Source organism: Dyella japonica (assembly GCF_040545895.1).
GTDB lineage: Bacteria > Pseudomonadota > Gammaproteobacteria > Xanthomonadales > Rhodanobacteraceae > Dyella > Dyella japonica_D.
In genome coordinates this window covers 251,740-269,390 of sequence record NZ_JBEPMU010000004.1, presented here as the reverse complement: position 1 = coordinate 269,390, position 17,651 = coordinate 251,740, and the positions used below count along the sequence as shown (strand labels likewise).

Sequence of the window (17,651 nt, the reverse complement as noted above, 5' to 3'; positions counted from 1 at the left end):
CGTGTGAAAACGCCCGTGACACTTAGCGCCGATTCACGAAATATCGATTGAAAGCGCGCCCGGCGTGAACGCCCGGCAACGCGTCACCGTTTCGACGCAAATGCCATGGCTTCATCGGCGCTCGCGGGAAGTCGTCGTTGCATCTCGGTATGCAGAAAGTCGACGAAACGGCGCACGCGTGGCGGCTGGTAAACGTTGGGGTGATACATCGCGTGAATCGGCGCGTGTGCCGACCACGCGGGCGCGTTGACGAGCTGCAGGCGACCTTCGCGCACATCGGCTGCCACGGCCCACAACTGCCGGTAGGCAAAGCCACGCCCAAGCACGGCCCATTGGCGGATGACTTCGCTGTCGGTGCATTCGTGATACCGCCGCACTCGCACGACCGTGTCGCCCAGCTGCCATTCGTGGCGTGGACCGGCGTTGGTGGTGAGCACCAGCGTGGGCAGTTCGGCGAGATCCTCGGGATGTTCGGGCAAGCCATGCGCCTCGATGCACGTTGGCGATGCACACACCACGCGCCAGCTGTCCGCGAGATGACGCGCGACCAACTCGCTGTCTTCCAGTCGTCCGACGCGGATGGCGACGTCGATATCGTCGGGCACGAAGCGCGAGAGCGAATCGGACAGTGTGAGCACGACGCGCACGTCCGGGTGCTGCACCATGAACTGGTCGAGGATGGTGACCAGCAGGTTGCGTCCCAGATCGGACGGCGCCGACACGCGCAGCGTTCCGCTGACGCCATCGGTGCCGCTGCGAACCGCGCGCTCGGCCTCGCGCATGGTCTCGATGGCGATACGACAGGACGCAATGTAGATGCGACCTTCGTCAGTGAGCCGCAACTGACGCGTCGTGCGTTCGAACAGGCGCGCGCTAAGCATGGCTTCGACCCGTTGCACGCAGGCGCTGGCGGCCGCGGGCGAGAGTCCGGCCCGGCGCCCGGCGGCCGAGAGGCTGCTGAGGTCGGCTGCGTCCACGAGGAGCTGCATGTCGCTGAAGCGGTTCATGAGATCCAGTCCTGGCGGCGAGGCGGAGGCTGGATCATCTTCAAACGCCATTTGAAGGTCAATAAAGATCCAGACCCATTATCAAACCCGCACGGCGAGGAGACGATCTCCACACCCCAGCTCACCCAAGGTGCCGCCATGTCACGCGTCCATCCCACCCTGCTCGCCTCTCTTCTGGCCATGCTTCTCGTCTCGCCGGCCGTGATCGCCGCGCCCATGCAGGACGCCATGAAATCCGCCGACCACGGGTCGGTACCCAGGGAGCTGATTGGTGCATGGACGCTGGTCCGCTGCGACAACGTCTATCCCGACGGGCATCGCGTGGAGCTTTATGGTCCGCATCCCGAGGGCATGTGGCTGATCGATGCGCAGGGCGACTACATGATGCAAATCGTGCGCGCCAAGCGCATGCCGTTCGCCGCGAACGACAAATCTAAGGGCACGCCCGACGAATACCGCGCCGCGTCGATGGACAGCAACGCGCACTTTGGCCACGTGAGCGCGGACGGCGATGTCATGCACAGTCAGATCCTGCATGCGTCGTTCCCCAACTGGGACGGCAGGAACAGCGAGTCGCACTACACCATCAACGGCGACGAGTTGACCTACAGCGTGGCCAAGCCGTCGAGTGGCGCGTCCGAAGGCGCCCGCGGCGAAGTGGTGTGGCGCCGCGTGCGCTCCTAGGCCACTCGCGGCCCAGCCGCCGTCGACTATCTTGCCTCGACACCCACGAGACGGGCACGACTCACGTTGCCGCGTGCGCGAGCGTGGAATTTCCAGGTCTGGCCCGGTGCAAGATCGTGCACTTCGTCGGCAGCCTGCCCCACCACGCGCCCCTTGGCATCGAAGAGCCTGAAGCGGACCCGCGCCGTGTGAACCGGTGCATGGCTGATGTTGGTCAGCGTACCCACCACCTTGTTGCGCCCCGGCGTCACGTCGCGCTCCACCCGGAACGAGCCCACGCGTACGCGATGTTTCAACGGCTCGCCGGCAAAGGCGGGCAACGAAACGAAGCCAAACACGAGCAACAGCACTAGAACGATGGAGCGCAGGTTCATCGGATACATCGGGCACAGAACGGAGGGCGCATAGCTTAGACGAAGCAGGCGGGCAGAGGCTCTCCCGCGCGGCAACGCCGAAGCCCATTGACGCCAAAAGGTTGTCAATCCACAATAGTTGTATGAAAACAACTATTGACGACGCCGGCCGGGCCACGACCCACCCGAACCTCATTCTCGGCATCTGCTGCCTGAGCCTGCTGATGGTGGCGATGGATGCCACCATCGTGAACGTGGCGCTGCCGTCGATACGGCAGGACCTGGGCGCGTCGATCTCCGGGCTGCAATGGGTGATCGATGCCTACACGATGGTGGTGGCGAGCCTGCTGATGCTGGCCGGTTCGATGGCGGACCGCTTCGGGCGGCGACGCGTGTTCCAGACCGGCATGGCGCTCTTCATGCTGGGTTCGTTGCTGTGCAGCGTGGCGCCCAGCGTGCACGGCCTGGTGGTGTTCCGCATCGTGCAGGCGCTGGGAGCGACCATGCTCAACCCGGTCGCCATGTCCATCATCGCCAACACCTTCCACGAACCGAAAGCGCGCGCACGCGCCATCGGCATCTGGGGTGCGGTGGCCGGCGTGTCGATGGCGCTGGGCCCGGTGATCGGCGGCGCGCTGACGGAAACCATCGGCTGGCGTTCCATCTTCTGGGTCAACCTGCCGGTGGGCGCGGCGGCCATGGTGCTGGCGGCGCGTTACATCCCGGAATCCAAGGCGCCGCATCCGCGACGCGTGGATCCCATCGGGCAACTGTTGGTGTTCGTGATACTGGCCACGGTGACGTATGCGGTCATTGAAGGCCCGCACGCCAGATGGAGTTCCAGCGTCATTGTCGGCCTGTTCGCCACGGCCGCTCTCGCGCTGGTGGCGTTGCTCGTCTACGAACCCCGGCGTCACGAGCCGCTGATCGACGTGCGCTTCTTTCGCAGTGCGCCCTTCAGCAGCGCCACCTTGATTGCGGTGTGCAGCTTCTCGGCATTCTCCGGCTTTCTCTTTCTCAACGCGCTGTACCTGCAGGAAGTGCGCGGGTTGTCGGCGTTCCACACCGGCTTGTGCACCTTGCCGCTCGCGCTGGCGACGATACTCTGCTCGCCGTTCTCCGGGCGGCTGGTAGGCACGTACGGCACGCGTCCTTCGTTGCTGGTCTCCGGCACGGCAACCATCCTCAGTGCATTGATGATGACGCAGCTCACCGCCGCCACACCGCTGCCGTTCCTGTTGCTCAGCTACGTGCTCTTCGGCATTGGCTTCGGCATGGTGAATGCGCCCATCACCAATACGGCCGTGTCAGGCATGCCCAAGGCGCAGGCGGGTCTGGCGGCGGCGGTGGCTTCCACCAGTCGACAGATCGGCGCATCGCTCGGCGTGGCGCTGGCCGGCACCATCCTGGGAACGCACATGCACAAGGGATTCGCAGAGGCCTCGCATCCGTTCTGGTGGCTGGTGACGGGCGGCGGCGTTACCGTACTGTTGCTGGCGTGGTTGTCCAACACGGGCTGGGCACGCGATACCACGCGCCATGCGGCCCACTTGCTGGAAGAAGCACCGACCGGAGCGACGGCATGACCAAGCATGCCCACAGCGGCAGCGAAGCGGATCACCTCTGGCAGATGCTGGTTGGCCTGGTGTGGGAAACGCGCGGCGAATGGCGTCGAAAAGTGAGCACGGCTACCGGCCTGCCCTTCAGTCGCGTGCGCGTGCTGAAGCGATTGCTCGACGCACCGGTCACCTTGAAGCAGCTGGCCGATATGACGGACAGCGACGCACCAGCTACCACCGTGGCGGTGAACGATCTTGAAGATCGCGGCCTGGTCGAACGCCAACCGCATCCGGACAATCGACGCGCGAAACTGGTGTCGCTCACGCCGGCTGGCCGACGCCTGGTGGAACTGGTTCATCGCACCGTGCGCGACGATGCGCCGCTCGCCGTGCAGCAACTGTCCAAGACCGACCTTGCGCACCTTCGCCGCATCCTGGAGCGAATAAATAGCCACGAGACCTAGGCATGCGAGCGCTGGCGTTCCGGGGAATGCCAACGCTCCATTGCATCCCTGGCCATCAAGCGCGATCCATCATTCGCCATTGACCAGTCGCGGCACCCGCCACGGATTGGCCTCGCGCAGCGCTTCCGGCAGCAGCTCATCGGGAAAGCCCTGGTAACTCACCGGGCGAAGGAAGCGCTCGATGGAGGTCATGCCCACCGACGTGAAGCGACTGTCGGACGTCGCCGGAAACGGGCCGCCGTGGATGGAAGCGAAGGACACTTCCTGCGGATGCGAATACGCATTGACCACCACGCGGCCGGTGCGGCGCTCCAGCACGGGAAGCAGACGGCGAGCCAGCGGCATGTCCTTGGGTTCCAGATGCATCGTGGCCGAGAGTTGTCCCCGCAGTGAACGCGCGATGGCCACGAATTCTTCCTCGTCGCGTGCTTTCACCAGCAAGGCAGCGGGACCGAACACTTCTTCGGCCAACACCGCGTTGGACAGAAAAGTCTGTCCATCCACTTCCGATATCACGGCCTGTGCATCGAAGGCCGCTTGCGACACACCGCCCTCGGCGACGCGATCCGCGCCCGCTTCCTGCAGCCGTGCCACGCCGCGTTCATAGGCCGAGTGGATACCCGGTGTCAGCATGGTGCGCGCCGGTGCATCGGCAATGCGCGCAGCCATGGCTTCGCGCAGCGCGTCGAAACCATCGCCTTCGATGGCGATGAGGATGGCAGGCTTCAGGCAAGCCTGGCCCACATTGACGAGCATGCGTTCCGCAAAGCCGTCGCCAATCGCTGCGCCGCGCGCCGCCTGCGCCGCCGGCAGCACGAAGGTGGGGTTGACGCTGGTCATCTCGGTGAATACCGGAATGGGGTCGGGACGTTGCTGCGCGCGCCGATAGAGCGCCATGCCGCCGACCTCGGAACCCGTGAAGGTCACCGCCTTGATCAAGGGATGATCCACCAGCGCCTCGCCAATGGCATTGCCCGCGCCGCGCAGCATCGAGAACACGCCTTCATGCAGCCCGCTCGCGCGAACCGCATCGCGAATGGCGCGCGCCTGGATTTCCGACGCGCCAGGATGCGCGTTGTGGGCCTTCAAGATCACCGTGGCGCCGGAAGCTAGCGCAGAGGCGGTATCACCACCCGCCACGGAATAGGAGATGGGGAAATTGCTCGCACCGAAGATCGCCACGGGACCGATCGCCATTTTCTGCAGGCGGTGATCCATGCGCGGACGCGGCTGCCGTTCCGGCAACGCGGGATCGATGGAGAGCTGCAGGAAACCGCCCTTGCGCACCACGTCGGCAAACTGGCGGAACTGCGTGGCGGCCTTGGTAGCCTCGGCTTCGAGCTGAGCCTCCGGAAGACCGGTTTCCAGCGCGGCGCGTGCGGCAAGCTCCTTGCGCACGGCATCGAGATTGTCCGCGATGCGCTCCAGGAACCGCGCGCGATCGGCGAGCGATGTGTGGCTGTAGCTATCGAACGCCTCGTCTGCCAGCGTGGCGGCGCGATCCACCTCGGCCACGCCGCCGAGCGCGAAATCCGGCTCGATAAGCTGGCCCGTGGCGGGATGGAGTGCCTTCATGGTTCCTTCGGTGGCCGCTACGTCGCGAGCACCAATAAAGAGAGAGCCTGTCAGTTTCATGATGTGTCACCTGAGTGATGATGGTTGCCCGGCATGGGTACACACCGGGCAGCAAACGACTCGCACGGCAGAATCACGGCCATGCAGATCGGAGAGGGAGAGAAAGCGAAGAAAAGGAGGAGCGGTCGGTCGCCTACTGCGCGAGGCTCGCCACCAGCTCGTCGGTCGTCACGATGGCGTGTGCGAACGTGGGCCCATTGAGTTCATGCGCGGCGTGCATCATCTCCGGCCTGAAGGCGGCCGTGGCATCGCGCACCAGGGTGACGTGGTAACCCATTTCACTGGCGTAGCGGGCCGTGCATTCGATGCAGGTATTGGCCAGCAGGCCTGCGATGATCACATGCGTGATGCCCCTCTGCTTGAGGCGGAAATCGAGATCGGTATTGGCGAAACCGCTGGAACCCCAATGCTCCTGCACGATGGTGTCGCCAGTCTTCGGCGTGAAATCCGGGTGCCATTCGCCACCCCACTCGCCACGCGCGAAGTGATGGCGCTGGAACACTTTCATCTGGTTGGGGTTGGGGTGATCCCAACCTTCGTAGTCGCCGGGCTCCCAGCGCCGGTGCGGCACGAAGAACACGGGCACGCCGTGCGCGCGCACTTCGCGGTCGAGCGTACGCAGGTTGTCGAGCAGGCCCACCTCATCGGCCACGGGCTTGATGAGGGGATACACCTTGCCGTCATCGGACAGGAAATCGTTGTACGGATCGACCAGCAAATAAGCGGTGCGGCTTTCGGGATACGTGGTGGACATGGCATGTCTCCAAAGGGAAGAGGTGCCGGTTGCCGCCGCGTGGAACCATGGCTGCGGCGTGGCCGGATGCGCGAGAAATTAGGCCCTTCCAGACGCAGCCACTAGACGGTAAATTCGGGAAGCTCCCTTCCATGGGTGAGAGGCTGTGGACCGACTCGAAGCCATGACCATCCTGTTGGCCGCCGTCGATACCGGCAGCCTTTCCGCGGCCAGCCGCCAGCTGCACATTCCGCTGGCCACCGTGAGCCGACGCATGTCGGAGCTGGAGGAACATCTGCATGTGCGCCTGTTGTTGCGCGGCACGCGCAAGCTCACGCTGACCGATGCCGGCCGCGACTACGTCGCCGCCTGCCGTCGCATCATGGAAGACATCGTGGATGCCGAGCGCACCGCCACCGGCGAATATCGCGCGCCGCAGGGCGAGCTGATCATCAGCGCGCCACAGGTCGTGGGGCGTTATCACGTGGTGCCCGTGCTGGTGCAATTCCTGCACACGTATCCCGAGATTCGCGCGCGCATCCAGTTGAGCGACCGCGTCAGCAACCTGCTCGAGGAACACGTCGACGTCGCCGTGCGTCTTGGCGAACTCCCCGATAGCGACATGATCGCCACGCGCCTCGCGCTCATCAGCCGCGTGTTGTGCGCCAGCCCCGCCTACCTTTCAGCGCGCGGCGTGCCGCAGAAACCCGACGACCTGGTCTCCCACGATTGCATCACCTATGAAGGCTATGCCACCGCGGACCGATGGTCGTTCGGCTCCGGGCAAACTGCGCAGGTGGTGCAGGTGTCGTCGCGGCTCACGGTGAATTCGGCGGAGGCGGCGGTGGTGGCCGCCACGGCCGATGCGGGCATCGTGCGCGTGCTGTCGGATCAGGTCGACGAACTACTGAAGTCGGGCGCGCTGGTTCGGCTGTTGCAGCACGACGAGCCCGCGCCGATGCCGGTAAGCCTGGTCTATCCCGGCCAACGCCAGGTGCCGCTGAAGCTGCGGGCGTTCCTCGACTTTGCCACGCCGCGCCTGCGTGAGCGCCTCGGCTACACGAACTCGTGACGGCAGCGGTAGCAGCATAAGAGCGCGGGCGAGATCGTTCGTTAGCGGACCCAACAGACTGCGCCAATCCCCCAAGGCTTTCCATCGAACCTTGGTAGGGAGTGCTTGTTTCTGAAAGGCACGGCGCGTCTGCTGCGTGACCGGATGACACCTTCGTCTGATGGCATTGGCCGTCGCATTGGTTTGTGATCATGGCAAGGAATTGCCGCTCAAACGCACCCAGCGGGGGCGAGTGCGTTGCGATGCCAAGCGCGGCGCCTGTGTTGGCAGGCAGCGGCGTGATTTGAATTACCAAAAAAATGCTCGTCCACGACCATTCAGCGAGGATCAGCCATGACGCGTCAAAGCAAGCTCACCATCGCGATAGCCGCTGCCGCGCTCGCGGTGCTTGGCGGAACGGCGCTTTACGCGCAGGACAAGGGCAAGGTCACCAGTGCCAGCAGCGCCGACAAGTACACGCTGGTCTCGCCGAGCGGCATTCCGTTCTCCGACTTCAAAGGCTACGAAGACTGGTCGGTGGTTTCATCCGCGCGCACCGACGAAGTGCTCAAGGTGATCGTGGCCAACCCCATCATGATCAACGCGTACAAATCCGGCATTCCAGGCAATGGCAAACCGTTCCCCGACGGCTCCAAGATCGCCAAGCTGCAATGGAAGTTCAAGAAGAGCACGGAAGCACCGTTCGTAGTTGACGTGCCCGATGTCTTCACGCAGGCCTTCGTGATGGAGAAGGACAGCAAGAAATATCCCAAGAGCGGCGGCTGGGGTTATGCGTTGTTCGATTACGACGCAACGACCGACAAGTTCTCGGCCGACCCCACCGGCGTGTCCGATTGCGGGCATGCGTGCCACGTCAAGGTGGCTGCGAAGGACCACATCTTCCATCCGTACCAGAAGCGTTGATTGCAGCGACAACCCCAACGTCACGACGGAGTGGTTTGCCTGACCCAAACGGATTCGCCATGCAGCTAGTTGTCGGCGGCGTTCTGCGCGGCGCGAGCAACCGCCGCCGGCCGACGACGACGCGCGCGCCAGAACAGCAGGCCCGTCACCAGCATGAACGTGGGCAGCAACGCGCCAAGCGCGAGCAGGCAGCGCCACACGGCACCGCCCACGGCGGCGGAATGGATGGGAAAGAGTGCATTGGCCAGCCGTGCGCCCGGCCCCAGCCGCGTGGCGTCTTCGCCACCCAGCACCTGCGCGGTGTAGGGATTGAGGAACAACGTGCTTCGGCCGCTGGGATTCCATTCGCCCGGGCGACGGACACGCATCACCAGTGCCGCGCCAGGCCGCACCGGCAAGCTGATGCGCGTGATCACCGCATCGGGTGCCGCCGCGTGCGCGGCATCGAGCACTGCCGACCATGCGACATCGCCCTTGTCGCCGGACATCTTGGGCGGCCGCGCCGGCTGCGCTTCGCCGAAGAGTTGGATCAAGCCCGTGCGAACCGCGCCGCGATACGCCATGGTAGTGCCCGTGCCGATGGTGACCAGCAACAAGGGAAACGCCACCACACCCACCATGCGATGCCAGCTCGCCCAGCGCAAGATGGGCGGATGGGTGTGCGGCTTCAGGTGGGTGAGCGCACGGCGCCGACCTGGCCAGTAGAGCCATGCGCCGGAGAGCAGCATGAAAAGCCCGGTGAAGGCGACCACACCCAGCAGCGTTTCGCCGGTGCCGCCCGACAACAGATGGGTGTGCCATTCCAGCAGGATCAGCAGTGGATCGCGGTTGGCATGCCGTACCGACACGGGATGGCCGTCGAGCGCGTCGAAATAGTATCGATCACCGTTCTTCGCCGTGCCCTCGAACACGCTCAACGCGTCGGTGGGCATCGCCATGCTGCGCAACTGCCTGCCCTCGTCGCTGGCGAGGATCACACACAGTGCATGTGCCTGGGCGGCCTGCGCGGGTACTTCGCGACCAACCAGTTCCGGGTGCGCCATCGCCAGCAGCGGCTGCTCGAACAGCAGTACGCCGCCCGCCAGCATCACCAGCGACAACAGCACGCCAAGGCTCAGGCCCAGCCACAGATGCAGCGTCTTGAGCGCGTGACGGAGTCGGCGCGGGTGTGGCGGGTGTGTCGCGCTGCTGGCCATAAGTTTCCGTCAGAGGTCGAACGACGCCTGCACGTAATACGTGCGCGGCTGTCCCACGTAAAGACCATCGTTGTTGTCGGTGGACCGCGTGAAATAACGGCGATCGAAAACATTCTTCACGCCCACGCCCAGCTTGAGGTTCGACAGCGTAGGACCAAAGGCGTATTCACCACGCACGTTCCACGTCGTCCAACCGGGAATATCGCCCAGGTCGCCATTGGGCGTGCCCACCGTCTGGTACACCGCGGGGTGCGCCGGATCGAAGCTCGGCGAACCGGGCGAATGCTGGCGCGATTGCGAGAACGCATCGAGATTGAACGTCCACGCCGCGCGCTGGTAACGCATGCCCAGGTTCGCCGTGCGACGCGAGTAGAACGGCAGATCACGGCCCGCGAACGAACCGTACTTGTAGATGGCATGCGTATACGTGGCCGTGCCCCACAGCGTGAAACCTTGCAGGCGCTCGTTGTACGCACCCAGGTCCAGATGACCACCCGACTCGATGCCCTTGTGCGTGGTGGCGCCCAGGCTGGTCCAGCCCTCCACGGAATCGGGCACGCCGGGCAGCCTTCCCACGTACTGCAGTTCGTGATCGAAGTTGATGCGGAACAGCGTGAGTTCGCCGCCCCATGCTCCGCTGTCGTAGCGCGTGCCGATTTCGTACGTGCGCGCCTTTTCCGGCTCAAGCCCCGGGGCGAACTGGTTGTTCGAATCCTTCTGGCTGATCTGGAAGTATTGCAGCGCGCCGAACGAGGTCTCGGCGTTGGCATACAGCTTCCACGCGTCGGTGAGGTGATAGATCACGTTGAGCGACGGCAAGGGCTGCGAATAGTGTTCGCGGCGGAACGTCGGGCCCTTCACGATCACCGTGTCGCTGGGGTGCGCCTGCCACCAGCTGTTGATGCGCTCGTAGCGCAGGCCCGGCGTAATGGTCCAGTTGCCTACGTTGATGGTGTCGTCCACATACACCGCGTTGGCCTCGTTGGAGCCGGTGTTGTTGCCGGCCAGCACGTAGGGCGCTTCATAGGCGCTGCTGTCGAATGGCGTGTAGCTCAGCGGCGAAACGAACTTGGTGTTGCGCAGCGTGCGCTCGTTCATCCATTCGGTGAGATAGCGATAGCCCACGCTGATCTCGTGCGTCCACTGCCCCCAGTCGAACAGCTGGGAATAACGCGGCTCGATCGCAAAGGTATGGTAGTTGCGCGGATAGGCGTTGAGCTGATGCGTGTAGCTGCCGTTTGCGTTCTGCGTGATGGTTTCGATGTGGCTGCCGCGGAAGCTCTGCGTGTAGTACGTCTGCACTTCGAAACTGCGGCGGTCGTCCGTGTGGCTGTAGCGCAGCACGGCGTCCTGGCGACGACCATGGAAATCATCGAACGGACGGCGCGACTGGAACGGGTCCGCGTCGTAGTCGGCCTGCGTGAGGCCGCCGGGCATGCCGGCCTGTCCGTCGTAGTAATGCAGGCTGCCGCTGATCTCGTCACTGCTGCTGAAGGCGTACCTGGCCTTGAGCATCACATCGTCGATGCTCTCGTTGTCCTGCTTCTCGCGATAACCCGGACCGTGGGAGCCGCTGTAGAGCAACGCTAGCCCAAGGCCCGATGCCGTGGTGCCGCCGAGGAACAGGTTGCTCTGTGTGCGGATGCCACCGTATTCGCCGCCTTGCAGCTGCACGCCGGCGTCGCCACCAAAGGTCTGGGGAATATCTCGCGTGACGAAGTTGATGATGCCGCCCACGTTCTGCGGCCCGTAACGCACCGAGCCACCGCCGCGCACCACGTCGATGGCCTGCAGATTGCCCAGCGCCACCGGCGCCATCGACACCTGCGGCTGGCCGTACGGCGCGACCGCGATGGGCACGCCGTCGAGCAGCAAGGTGGAGCGCGGCGACAGGCGCGAGGTGAGCCCGCGCACGCCCACGTTGAGCGACACATCGCTGCCGCCGGTGCCATTGCTTTCCTGCACCTGCACGCCCGGCACCTTGCGCAGCGCATCGCGCAGATTCACCGCGCCGGCCTCGCGCATGTCTTCGCGCCGGATCACCGTGCGGGCGCCAGGATGGTTCGCCACCACGTTCTGGTTCGCCTCGCTCAGCCAGTCGCCCACCACCGTGACGCCCTCGAGATTCGCGGGTTTCTTCGGGTCGTCGGTGGCTGCGGGTGCCGCGCCTTGCTGGGCAAGGGTGACACCGGCGTAGGCACTGCTGGCAAGCGCCAGCAGGACGGCACATCGGATGGAACGCATGGTGGGCGGCAACTTAGTGCGAAATGCCCTGCATGCTAATTGCGAATGATTCTCATATCAAGGGCGCCCGTCACGAACGCCCGTGCGTGACGGGCCAGCTTTCGCCGGCGGGTTCCCGTCAAACGTCGCGCTGCGCCAAGACGTAATCGATCGCCGCACGCACCGCCGCCACCTGCGCGTCGTTGCATTGCTGCGGCGTGGCGCGCGGGCTGTCGGGATAAACCTCGGTGGTGGTCGCATAGCGCGCGTTAGTGATGCCGGCGCACAAGCTCCACTGCTTCACCGGAAACTTGATCACGCCCGGCAACAGCAAGGGCGAGCCGATGATCTCGCCGCGGGCATCGGCATCGGCGATATGCGTGACCTTGGCCACCGCCTCGATCACCGCTTGCTGGAATGCCGGTTGCGGATGGTCGGCGTCGTCCACGAGATAGAAGCCATCGGGAACCTCCCCCGGCTCGAACGCCTTGCCATCGCGTGCGGCGAGCGCCGGGCGAAACTCCGATTCGTCCGAATCGGTGGTCTCGTGAAGATCGATGTGCATCAGCACGTCCTCACGCAGCGGCTCCAGCAGATCCATCAACGCCGCCGATTCGCCCGCCGGACTGTTGCTGCGGAAATTGCGATTGGGGTCGAGCGCGTTCGGGTTCCAGCGATTGATCCGCTCGTAGGCCCACGGACTGACGCAAGGCACCACCAGCAGATTGGCGCGGCCCGCATAGTCCAGGCCATGCCGCTGCACGAACTGCAGCGCGCCAAACACACCACTGGTTTCGTACCCGTGCACGCCACCGGTCACCAACAGCACCGGCAACTCGTCGCGCCAATCGCGGCTGCGAATGGCGAGTAGCGGGTAGTGCTCCGCGCCATAATCCAGCGTGCCGTACTCGACGACGTCGAATGTTTCGCGCAACGGTTCGATGACACGCAACACGTCATCGGCATAGCTGCGCAGCTTCACGCGTTGCGCGCGCCATGCCGCCAACTCGGCCTCGCCCCAGGGTTGCCCGGGTGTACCAATGGGATAGAAGGCGTGGCTGCTCATGCGGAAACCGTCGTGGTGGAATCGGCGTACTTTAGCAAACGCCATCGAGGCAGGCCGACGTGGGCGGGATCCTCTGAATCCGTTCCTTATCCCGCTCGACTTGGCCAATCCCTGCCATACGAGTCATCGACTTCCCCCTAATCTCAATTGCAGCGAACACCGCGAACGTCTGCTATGGCTCGGAAGCGGACTTTAAGACCGTGATTCGGTCGATCTGAGTTCGTCAGCTGGGACCCGTCAGGTTCGAACCTCTTACCGATGGTCAGACCGAGAGGGAGTCACTCCTCATCATCACTCTCCGATGAGGGCCGCTCTTCCAACCAGGTGAGCAAGGCATCGAGCGCCGGGCACAACGCGTGCCCCCACGACGTCAGACCATATTCGACCTTCGGTGGCACCTGTTGGTGGACAACACGATGGACGAGGCCGTCGCTCTCCATTTGTCGAAGCTGCTGGGCCAACATCTTTTGCGAGACGGAGGGGATGGCTCGCTCCAGCTCCGAAAACCGCATGACTCGACCACCAAACAAGTGGAACATGATGACGAGCTTCCAGCGCCCTTCAAGAAGCTTGAATGCTTGCTCTACGCCATTGGCCGCCGTCTCTTGGGTATAGGTTTTCGCCACGCGTTTAGCCATGTTCCTTACCTTTGGGTAAGTCCCTTACCTTTTCGTGCGTTCTTGTGATGCCGCCACCGTAATCCCATTCTGGGGAGCCATGCAATCGTTCGGGCCTGCACGACATGCCCGAAACCAAGAGGACCCAGATGATGCTCGACCTTCCAACACCCATTCGTGCTTACTTCGCCGCAGACGCCGGAAATGATGCGGATGCCCTGGCTCGAACCTTTGTCGAAGACGCCGTCGTCGTGGATGAGGGCCACACCTACCAGGGACGGGCCGAGATCAAGCAGTGGAACGTGGAATCATCCGCCAAATATGAATACACCAGCGAGCCGATCGCCGTGGCGAAGACCGATGACAAATTCATTGTCACAAGTCGCCTGGTTGGCAAGTTCAAGGGAAGCCCGATCGATCTTCAGTATGGCTTCGAATTGCAAGGCGACAAGATTGCATCACTGGAGATCGGCCCATGAACTTTGATCTTGGCCTTGAAGGCAAACGTGTACTGGTGAGCGGAGGAACGAAGGGCGTGGGCGCTGCGGTCGTTTCAACACTGCTAAGCGCCGGTGCGCGCGTACTGACTTCGGCACGCTCGATCCCGCCTCGATCCGCCACCGGGCCGATATATGTCGCCGCGGACCTCACAACGGCAGAAGGGTGTCATGCCGTCATCAACGCGGTCCATCAAGAACTCGGCGGCATCGACATCATCGTGAATGTCCTGGGCGGATCCAATGCGCCCGCGGGAGGTTTCGCCGCCCTTGACGACAACGAATGGGCAGATGCGATCAATCGCAATCTCATGCCTTCAGTACGCCTCGATCGCGCCTTGCTTCCCATGATGCTGACACAGGGATCGGGAGTCATAGTTCACGTCACGTCGATTCAGCACACGCTCCCCCTTCCCGAGTCGACGACTGCCTACGCTGCGGCGAAGGCGGCGCTTTCGACTTACAGCAAGAGCCTCTCCAAGGAAGTGACTCCGAAGGGGGTTCGCGTGATACGCGTCTCGCCGGGATGGGTCGAGACGGAAGCGGCCGTACGTTTGGCCCAGCGTTTGGCCGATGAGGCTGGCACGGATTATGAAGGCGGCAAGCAAATCATCATGAAGGCTTTGGGAGGCATCCCGCTCGGTCGGCCCGCCAAGCCGCAGGAGGTTGCCGACTTGATCGCCTTCCTGGTGTCGCCTCGCGCCAGTGCCATCTCTGGGACGGAGTACACGATCGACGGCGGCACGGTACCGACAGCTTGAGCCGAAGCCCAGGGCTTCATTCGATGGGTCTTCACCAGGTTCATCGCAGCTCGCATCAGGCCTCTCGTGTCTCGGGCAAAGCGCCCCGCTCAGCGGGCGGGGCGCGATGTGAAACCCGTCGATTCTGGATCGCGGAAGTGTGCACTTCGGTAAAAGCGGACGTTCGGGCATGGCGTCCATTGAACGCCGCAGCGGCAGCTTCTAGTCCCCGGGCTTGATGTTGTCCACGGAGACAACCTCCTGGACATCCAGGATGTAGTGGTACGCGCCGAGGTTGCAGTAATTGCCACGCTTGCCCAGCGTTCCCTTCAGGACCACATCCGCAGAAACCGAGATGCCTGTTTTATCGGTGATCTTGGACATCTGGCTCCCGGCCACGCACCAGGACTCGGTCGATCCTTCAGGCGTGAATGCAGAGGTCTCGAAATTCGAGAAGTAATGCCCTCGGTAGATTCTCTGTGCCGAGCATCCGCTGCAACCGACCATGATCGCGAACAGGCCAAGAAGGCAAAACCGCAACATGGATAGTCTCCGCTGTCTCTACGTTTCGGGTTAGCCAAGAAAAAGGAGGCGTCCAGTCCCGGCAGGAAGCGAACGCCAGCGGTTGAAAGATTCCTGCTGTTCCATCAGAACACAAGCCTCGCGCCGAACATCCACGTCCGGCCCGGGGCCGGTTCGTAGTAGCGGCCGTTGCCGTCGTTGACGATCACCGAGCCCACGTACTGATGATCGGCGAGGTTGTTTACGCGCGCGCTCAGTTGCACGCTCGTCGCCTGTCCCAACGGAAAGGTGTAGGTCACGTCGGCGTCTGCGACGACATAACCCGCCGCACGCGCGGTGCCGAAGTCGTTGGCCGTAGTCGGCGCCGCCGCGGTGAGCGTGATGCCCTGGCTCCAGCGTGCGGCACCGCCGTGGCGCAACAGCAACGAGCCGTAGTCTTCCGGTACGCCAGGCATGCGACTGCCGGCGCGCACCGGCACGTTCGGCGTGGCGCATGGCGTGGCGGTGCAGGTAAGAAAGCTGCTGCGGAACTGCGCCTGCAGATGCGTGTAACCGGCAATGAGGTGCCAGGACGGCGCGATGTCGCCATCCATCGACAGCTCGACGCCCTGCCGTCTCGCCTTCGGCACGTTGCGATAAGTGGTGCGGCCGTTGACGCTGGTGTCGATGGCCAGCTCGTCGCGCGTGTCGGCACGGAACAACGCCGCGTTGAAGGCGAGCGCTTGTGTCGCCTGCCATTTCACGCCGAGTTCGACGTTGCGGCTACGCGCGGGGCGAAGGTTGAAGGCCAGGCCTGGTTCGCCGTCGCTACGATAGCCCAGTTCGTTGTAGCTCGGCGTTTCGAAGCCTTCGCCATAGCTGGTGTAGAGCCGCAGCTTGTCTCCGGGACGCCATTGCAGCGCGGCGACCGGCGTGGTGGCGGCGTAGTTCACGTTGCCGCTGTCGTCAGGATTGGAAGGCGTGACGTAGTAATCGTGCTCGCTGAAGCGCACGTCGTCGTGCCGCAGTCCAAGCATCAGCGCCCACGCGGGCGCGAAGTGCCAGTACCACTGCGCGTATGCGTCCACGTTGTTGACGTTGTCGTCCTCGTCGCGACGCAGCGCACCTTTCACTCCCAGCGTGTCGCCCACGAAGTTTTCGTAGCCGAGACGATGTTGCCGCTGGTAGTCGCCACCGCCGCCGATGACGAACTCGTAGTCGCCTCCCAGCCAATCGCCCCGATGCGTCCAGCGCACATCAGCGCCACCGTAGCGTGTGTCGGGCTGCACGACGCCACCGGGTTGCAGCGGGTTGGCTTGCGTGGCGACGGGAATGGATTGGTACTGGGTGATCTCGCGCTGGCCGTAGTACACCATCGCCCGCCATTGCCCGTCGTCGCCGGAAGGTCGCTCGTAGACCAGGCCCAACTGGTCCTGGCGCGTGCTCTTGCGCGTGTCGAACTGCTCCGCCGCGGGCGACGCCTGCCGCGGATCCGCCTGCAGTTGCGCCTTGGTGAGGCCCATCGGGTCCTGCGCCACGGGCTGATCCAGGTGATTCATCACCAGCGTGAGCGTCTGGCCTTGCCCCAGGTCGAAACCAAGGCGCGCATGCGCCGTCTGGCGATTGACACGGCTATGGTCGCGATATCCGCCCGAGAGGAACTGCGACGCGGCCACGTTGTAATCCATGGCACCCACCGTGCCACGCGTGTCGGCGAGATAGCGGAAGCTGTCGTTGCTGCCCGCGTAAACGCCCAGCGTGGTTTGCGGTGTGGCCGTGCCCGGCGCGCTCCACAGTTGCACCACGCCGCCCGCGGCGTTGCCGTAGAGCACGGAGTACGGGCCACGCAATACTTCCACGCGATCGGCCACGTCGAAGTCGAAGTGCGATACCTGGCCCTGGCCGTCCGGCAAGGTCGCGGGAACGCCGTCGACATAGAGGCGAATGCTGCGCACGCCGAAGGTGCTGCGCGAACCGAAGCCGCGGATGGATATCTGCTCATCCTGCGCGTAGTTCTGCCGGTCGCGCGCCAGGATGCCCGGCACGCCCACCAGCACCTCGGAAAGATTGACCCCGGGGTTGCCGACTTCCGCGGGCGCCACCTTGACGACACTGAGCGCCGCGGGAACATCCAGCGGCGGCATGTCGAGGCGGCTGGCATTGACCTGCACGGTCGGCAGCGTTGACTGCTGCGCACAAGCCATCCACGAGCAGGACGCCATGCACACTGCGCCGATCATCAGGTGGACACGCGGCAACTGCATCGCCCCTCCCGTGGCTCCGAACGCAGCAGAGCATGATCTCGAAAGAATGCCGATGGATGCAAGTGACAAATATGTCATCCGCGACGTGCGCCACATCCACGCCTGATGGGTCATGCTTATGGACGGCTCGCTGTCTG

The 17,651-nt window shown here is 63.8% G+C and carries 17 protein-coding genes; 7 read left to right on the top strand and 10 right to left on the bottom strand.

The features are described from left to right. Positions 1 to 83 precede the first annotated feature (83 nt). On the bottom strand, positions 84 to 1,007 hold the full coding sequence (locus tag ABIC75_RS14470; protein WP_354014582.1) for a LysR family transcriptional regulator: 924 nt from the start codon (positions 1,005 to 1,007) through the stop codon (positions 84 to 86). 138 nt (positions 1,008 to 1,145) lie between these two features. On the opposite strand from ABIC75_RS14470, the gene ABIC75_RS14465 reads away from it, so the two are divergent. Next, complete coding sequence (locus ABIC75_RS14465; protein ID WP_354014581.1) at positions 1,146 to 1,691, top strand: lipocalin-like domain-containing protein; 546 nt, start codon at positions 1,146 to 1,148, stop codon at positions 1,689 to 1,691. Between the two features lie 26 nt (positions 1,692 to 1,717). Here ABIC75_RS14465 and ABIC75_RS14460 read toward each other — a convergent pair whose 3' ends face one another. After that, positions 1,718 to 2,065 carry an FxLYD domain-containing protein gene (locus tag ABIC75_RS14460; RefSeq protein WP_354014580.1) on the bottom strand — a complete coding sequence of 116 codons (348 nt, stop codon included), beginning with the start codon at positions 2,063 to 2,065 and terminating at the stop codon, positions 1,718 to 1,720. 122 nt (positions 2,066 to 2,187) lie between these two features. Between ABIC75_RS14460 and ABIC75_RS14455 the strand changes: the two genes are divergently transcribed. Further along, entirely contained in the window at positions 2,188 to 3,630 is a 1,443-nt protein-coding gene (locus ABIC75_RS14455; protein WP_354014579.1) for an MFS transporter, read from the top strand. Continuing rightward, positions 3,627 to 4,067 (top strand): MarR family winged helix-turn-helix transcriptional regulator, encoded by a 441-nt coding sequence (locus ABIC75_RS14450; RefSeq protein WP_354014578.1) that lies wholly within the window; start codon positions 3,627 to 3,629, stop codon positions 4,065 to 4,067. Before ABIC75_RS14455 ends, ABIC75_RS14450 begins: the two co-directional genes overlap by 4 nt. 69 nt (positions 4,068 to 4,136) lie before the next feature. Here the strand turns inward: ABIC75_RS14450 and ABIC75_RS14445 are convergent, their stop codons facing one another. Then, a complete protein-coding gene (locus ABIC75_RS14445; RefSeq protein WP_354014577.1) occupies positions 4,137 to 5,642 on the bottom strand; it encodes an aldehyde dehydrogenase (NADP(+)) in 1,506 nt (501 codons plus the stop codon). Between the two features lie 193 nt (positions 5,643 to 5,835). Then, on the bottom strand, positions 5,836 to 6,456 hold the full coding sequence (locus ABIC75_RS14440) for an isochorismatase family cysteine hydrolase (RefSeq protein WP_354014576.1): 621 nt from the start codon (positions 6,454 to 6,456) through the stop codon (positions 5,836 to 5,838). Between the two features lie 163 nt (positions 6,457 to 6,619). On the opposite strand from ABIC75_RS14440, the gene ABIC75_RS14435 reads away from it, so the two are divergent. Both ABIC75_RS14435 and ABIC75_RS14430 read left to right on the top strand, forming a co-directional pair. Beyond that, on the top strand, positions 6,620 to 7,507 hold the full coding sequence (locus ABIC75_RS14435; protein WP_354014575.1) for a LysR family transcriptional regulator: 888 nt from the start codon (positions 6,620 to 6,622) through the stop codon (positions 7,505 to 7,507). Positions 7,508 to 7,840: 333 nt separating this feature from the next. Next, complete coding sequence (locus ABIC75_RS14430) at positions 7,841 to 8,410, top strand: cytochrome P460 family protein (protein ID WP_354014574.1); 570 nt, start codon at positions 7,841 to 7,843, stop codon at positions 8,408 to 8,410. A 65-nt stretch (positions 8,411 to 8,475) separates the two neighbouring features. Here ABIC75_RS14430 and ABIC75_RS14425 read toward each other — a convergent pair whose 3' ends face one another. The 4 genes from ABIC75_RS14425 to ABIC75_RS14410 all read right to left on the bottom strand — a co-directional run bounded on the left by ABIC75_RS14425 (position 8,476) and on the right by ABIC75_RS14410 (position 13,533). Further along, positions 8,476 to 9,606 carry a PepSY-associated TM helix domain-containing protein gene (locus ABIC75_RS14425; RefSeq protein WP_354014573.1) on the bottom strand — a complete coding sequence of 377 codons (1,131 nt, stop codon included), beginning with the start codon at positions 9,604 to 9,606 and terminating at the stop codon, positions 8,476 to 8,478. A gap of 9 nt (positions 9,607 to 9,615) precedes the next feature. Further along, positions 9,616 to 11,850 (bottom strand): TonB-dependent receptor family protein, encoded by a 2,235-nt coding sequence (locus tag ABIC75_RS14420; RefSeq protein WP_354014572.1) that lies wholly within the window; start codon positions 11,848 to 11,850, stop codon positions 9,616 to 9,618. Positions 11,851 to 11,968: 118 nt separating this feature from the next. Next, a complete protein-coding gene (locus ABIC75_RS14415; protein WP_354014571.1) occupies positions 11,969 to 12,895 on the bottom strand; it encodes a M14 family metallopeptidase in 927 nt (308 codons plus the stop codon). A gap of 278 nt (positions 12,896 to 13,173) precedes the next feature. After that, positions 13,174 to 13,533: a winged helix-turn-helix transcriptional regulator gene (locus ABIC75_RS14410; RefSeq protein WP_354014570.1), complete on the bottom strand. Its 360-nt coding sequence runs from the start codon at positions 13,531 to 13,533 to the stop codon at positions 13,174 to 13,176. A 128-nt stretch (positions 13,534 to 13,661) separates the two neighbouring features. On the opposite strand from ABIC75_RS14410, the gene ABIC75_RS14405 reads away from it, so the two are divergent. Both ABIC75_RS14405 and ABIC75_RS14400 read left to right on the top strand, forming a co-directional pair. Beyond that, the gene (locus tag ABIC75_RS14405) at positions 13,662 to 13,991 is read left to right on the top strand and encodes a nuclear transport factor 2 family protein (RefSeq protein WP_354014569.1); all 330 of its coding nucleotides are present in this window, start codon (positions 13,662 to 13,664) and stop codon (positions 13,989 to 13,991) included. Then, complete coding sequence (locus tag ABIC75_RS14400; protein WP_354014568.1) at positions 13,988 to 14,770, top strand: SDR family oxidoreductase; 783 nt, start codon at positions 13,988 to 13,990, stop codon at positions 14,768 to 14,770. The genes ABIC75_RS14405 and ABIC75_RS14400 overlap by 4 nt, the downstream gene beginning before the upstream one ends. 201 nt (positions 14,771 to 14,971) lie before the next feature. On the opposite strand, the gene ABIC75_RS14395 is transcribed toward ABIC75_RS14400, so the two are convergent. Both ABIC75_RS14395 and ABIC75_RS14390 read right to left on the bottom strand, forming a co-directional pair. Continuing rightward, positions 14,972 to 15,133 (bottom strand): hypothetical protein, encoded by a 162-nt coding sequence (locus tag ABIC75_RS14395; RefSeq protein WP_354014567.1) that lies wholly within the window; start codon positions 15,131 to 15,133, stop codon positions 14,972 to 14,974. Between the two features lie 263 nt (positions 15,134 to 15,396). Then, positions 15,397 to 17,514: a TonB-dependent receptor family protein gene (locus tag ABIC75_RS14390; RefSeq protein WP_354014566.1), complete on the bottom strand. Its 2,118-nt coding sequence runs from the start codon at positions 17,512 to 17,514 to the stop codon at positions 15,397 to 15,399. Positions 17,515 to 17,651: the final 137 nt, after the last annotated feature.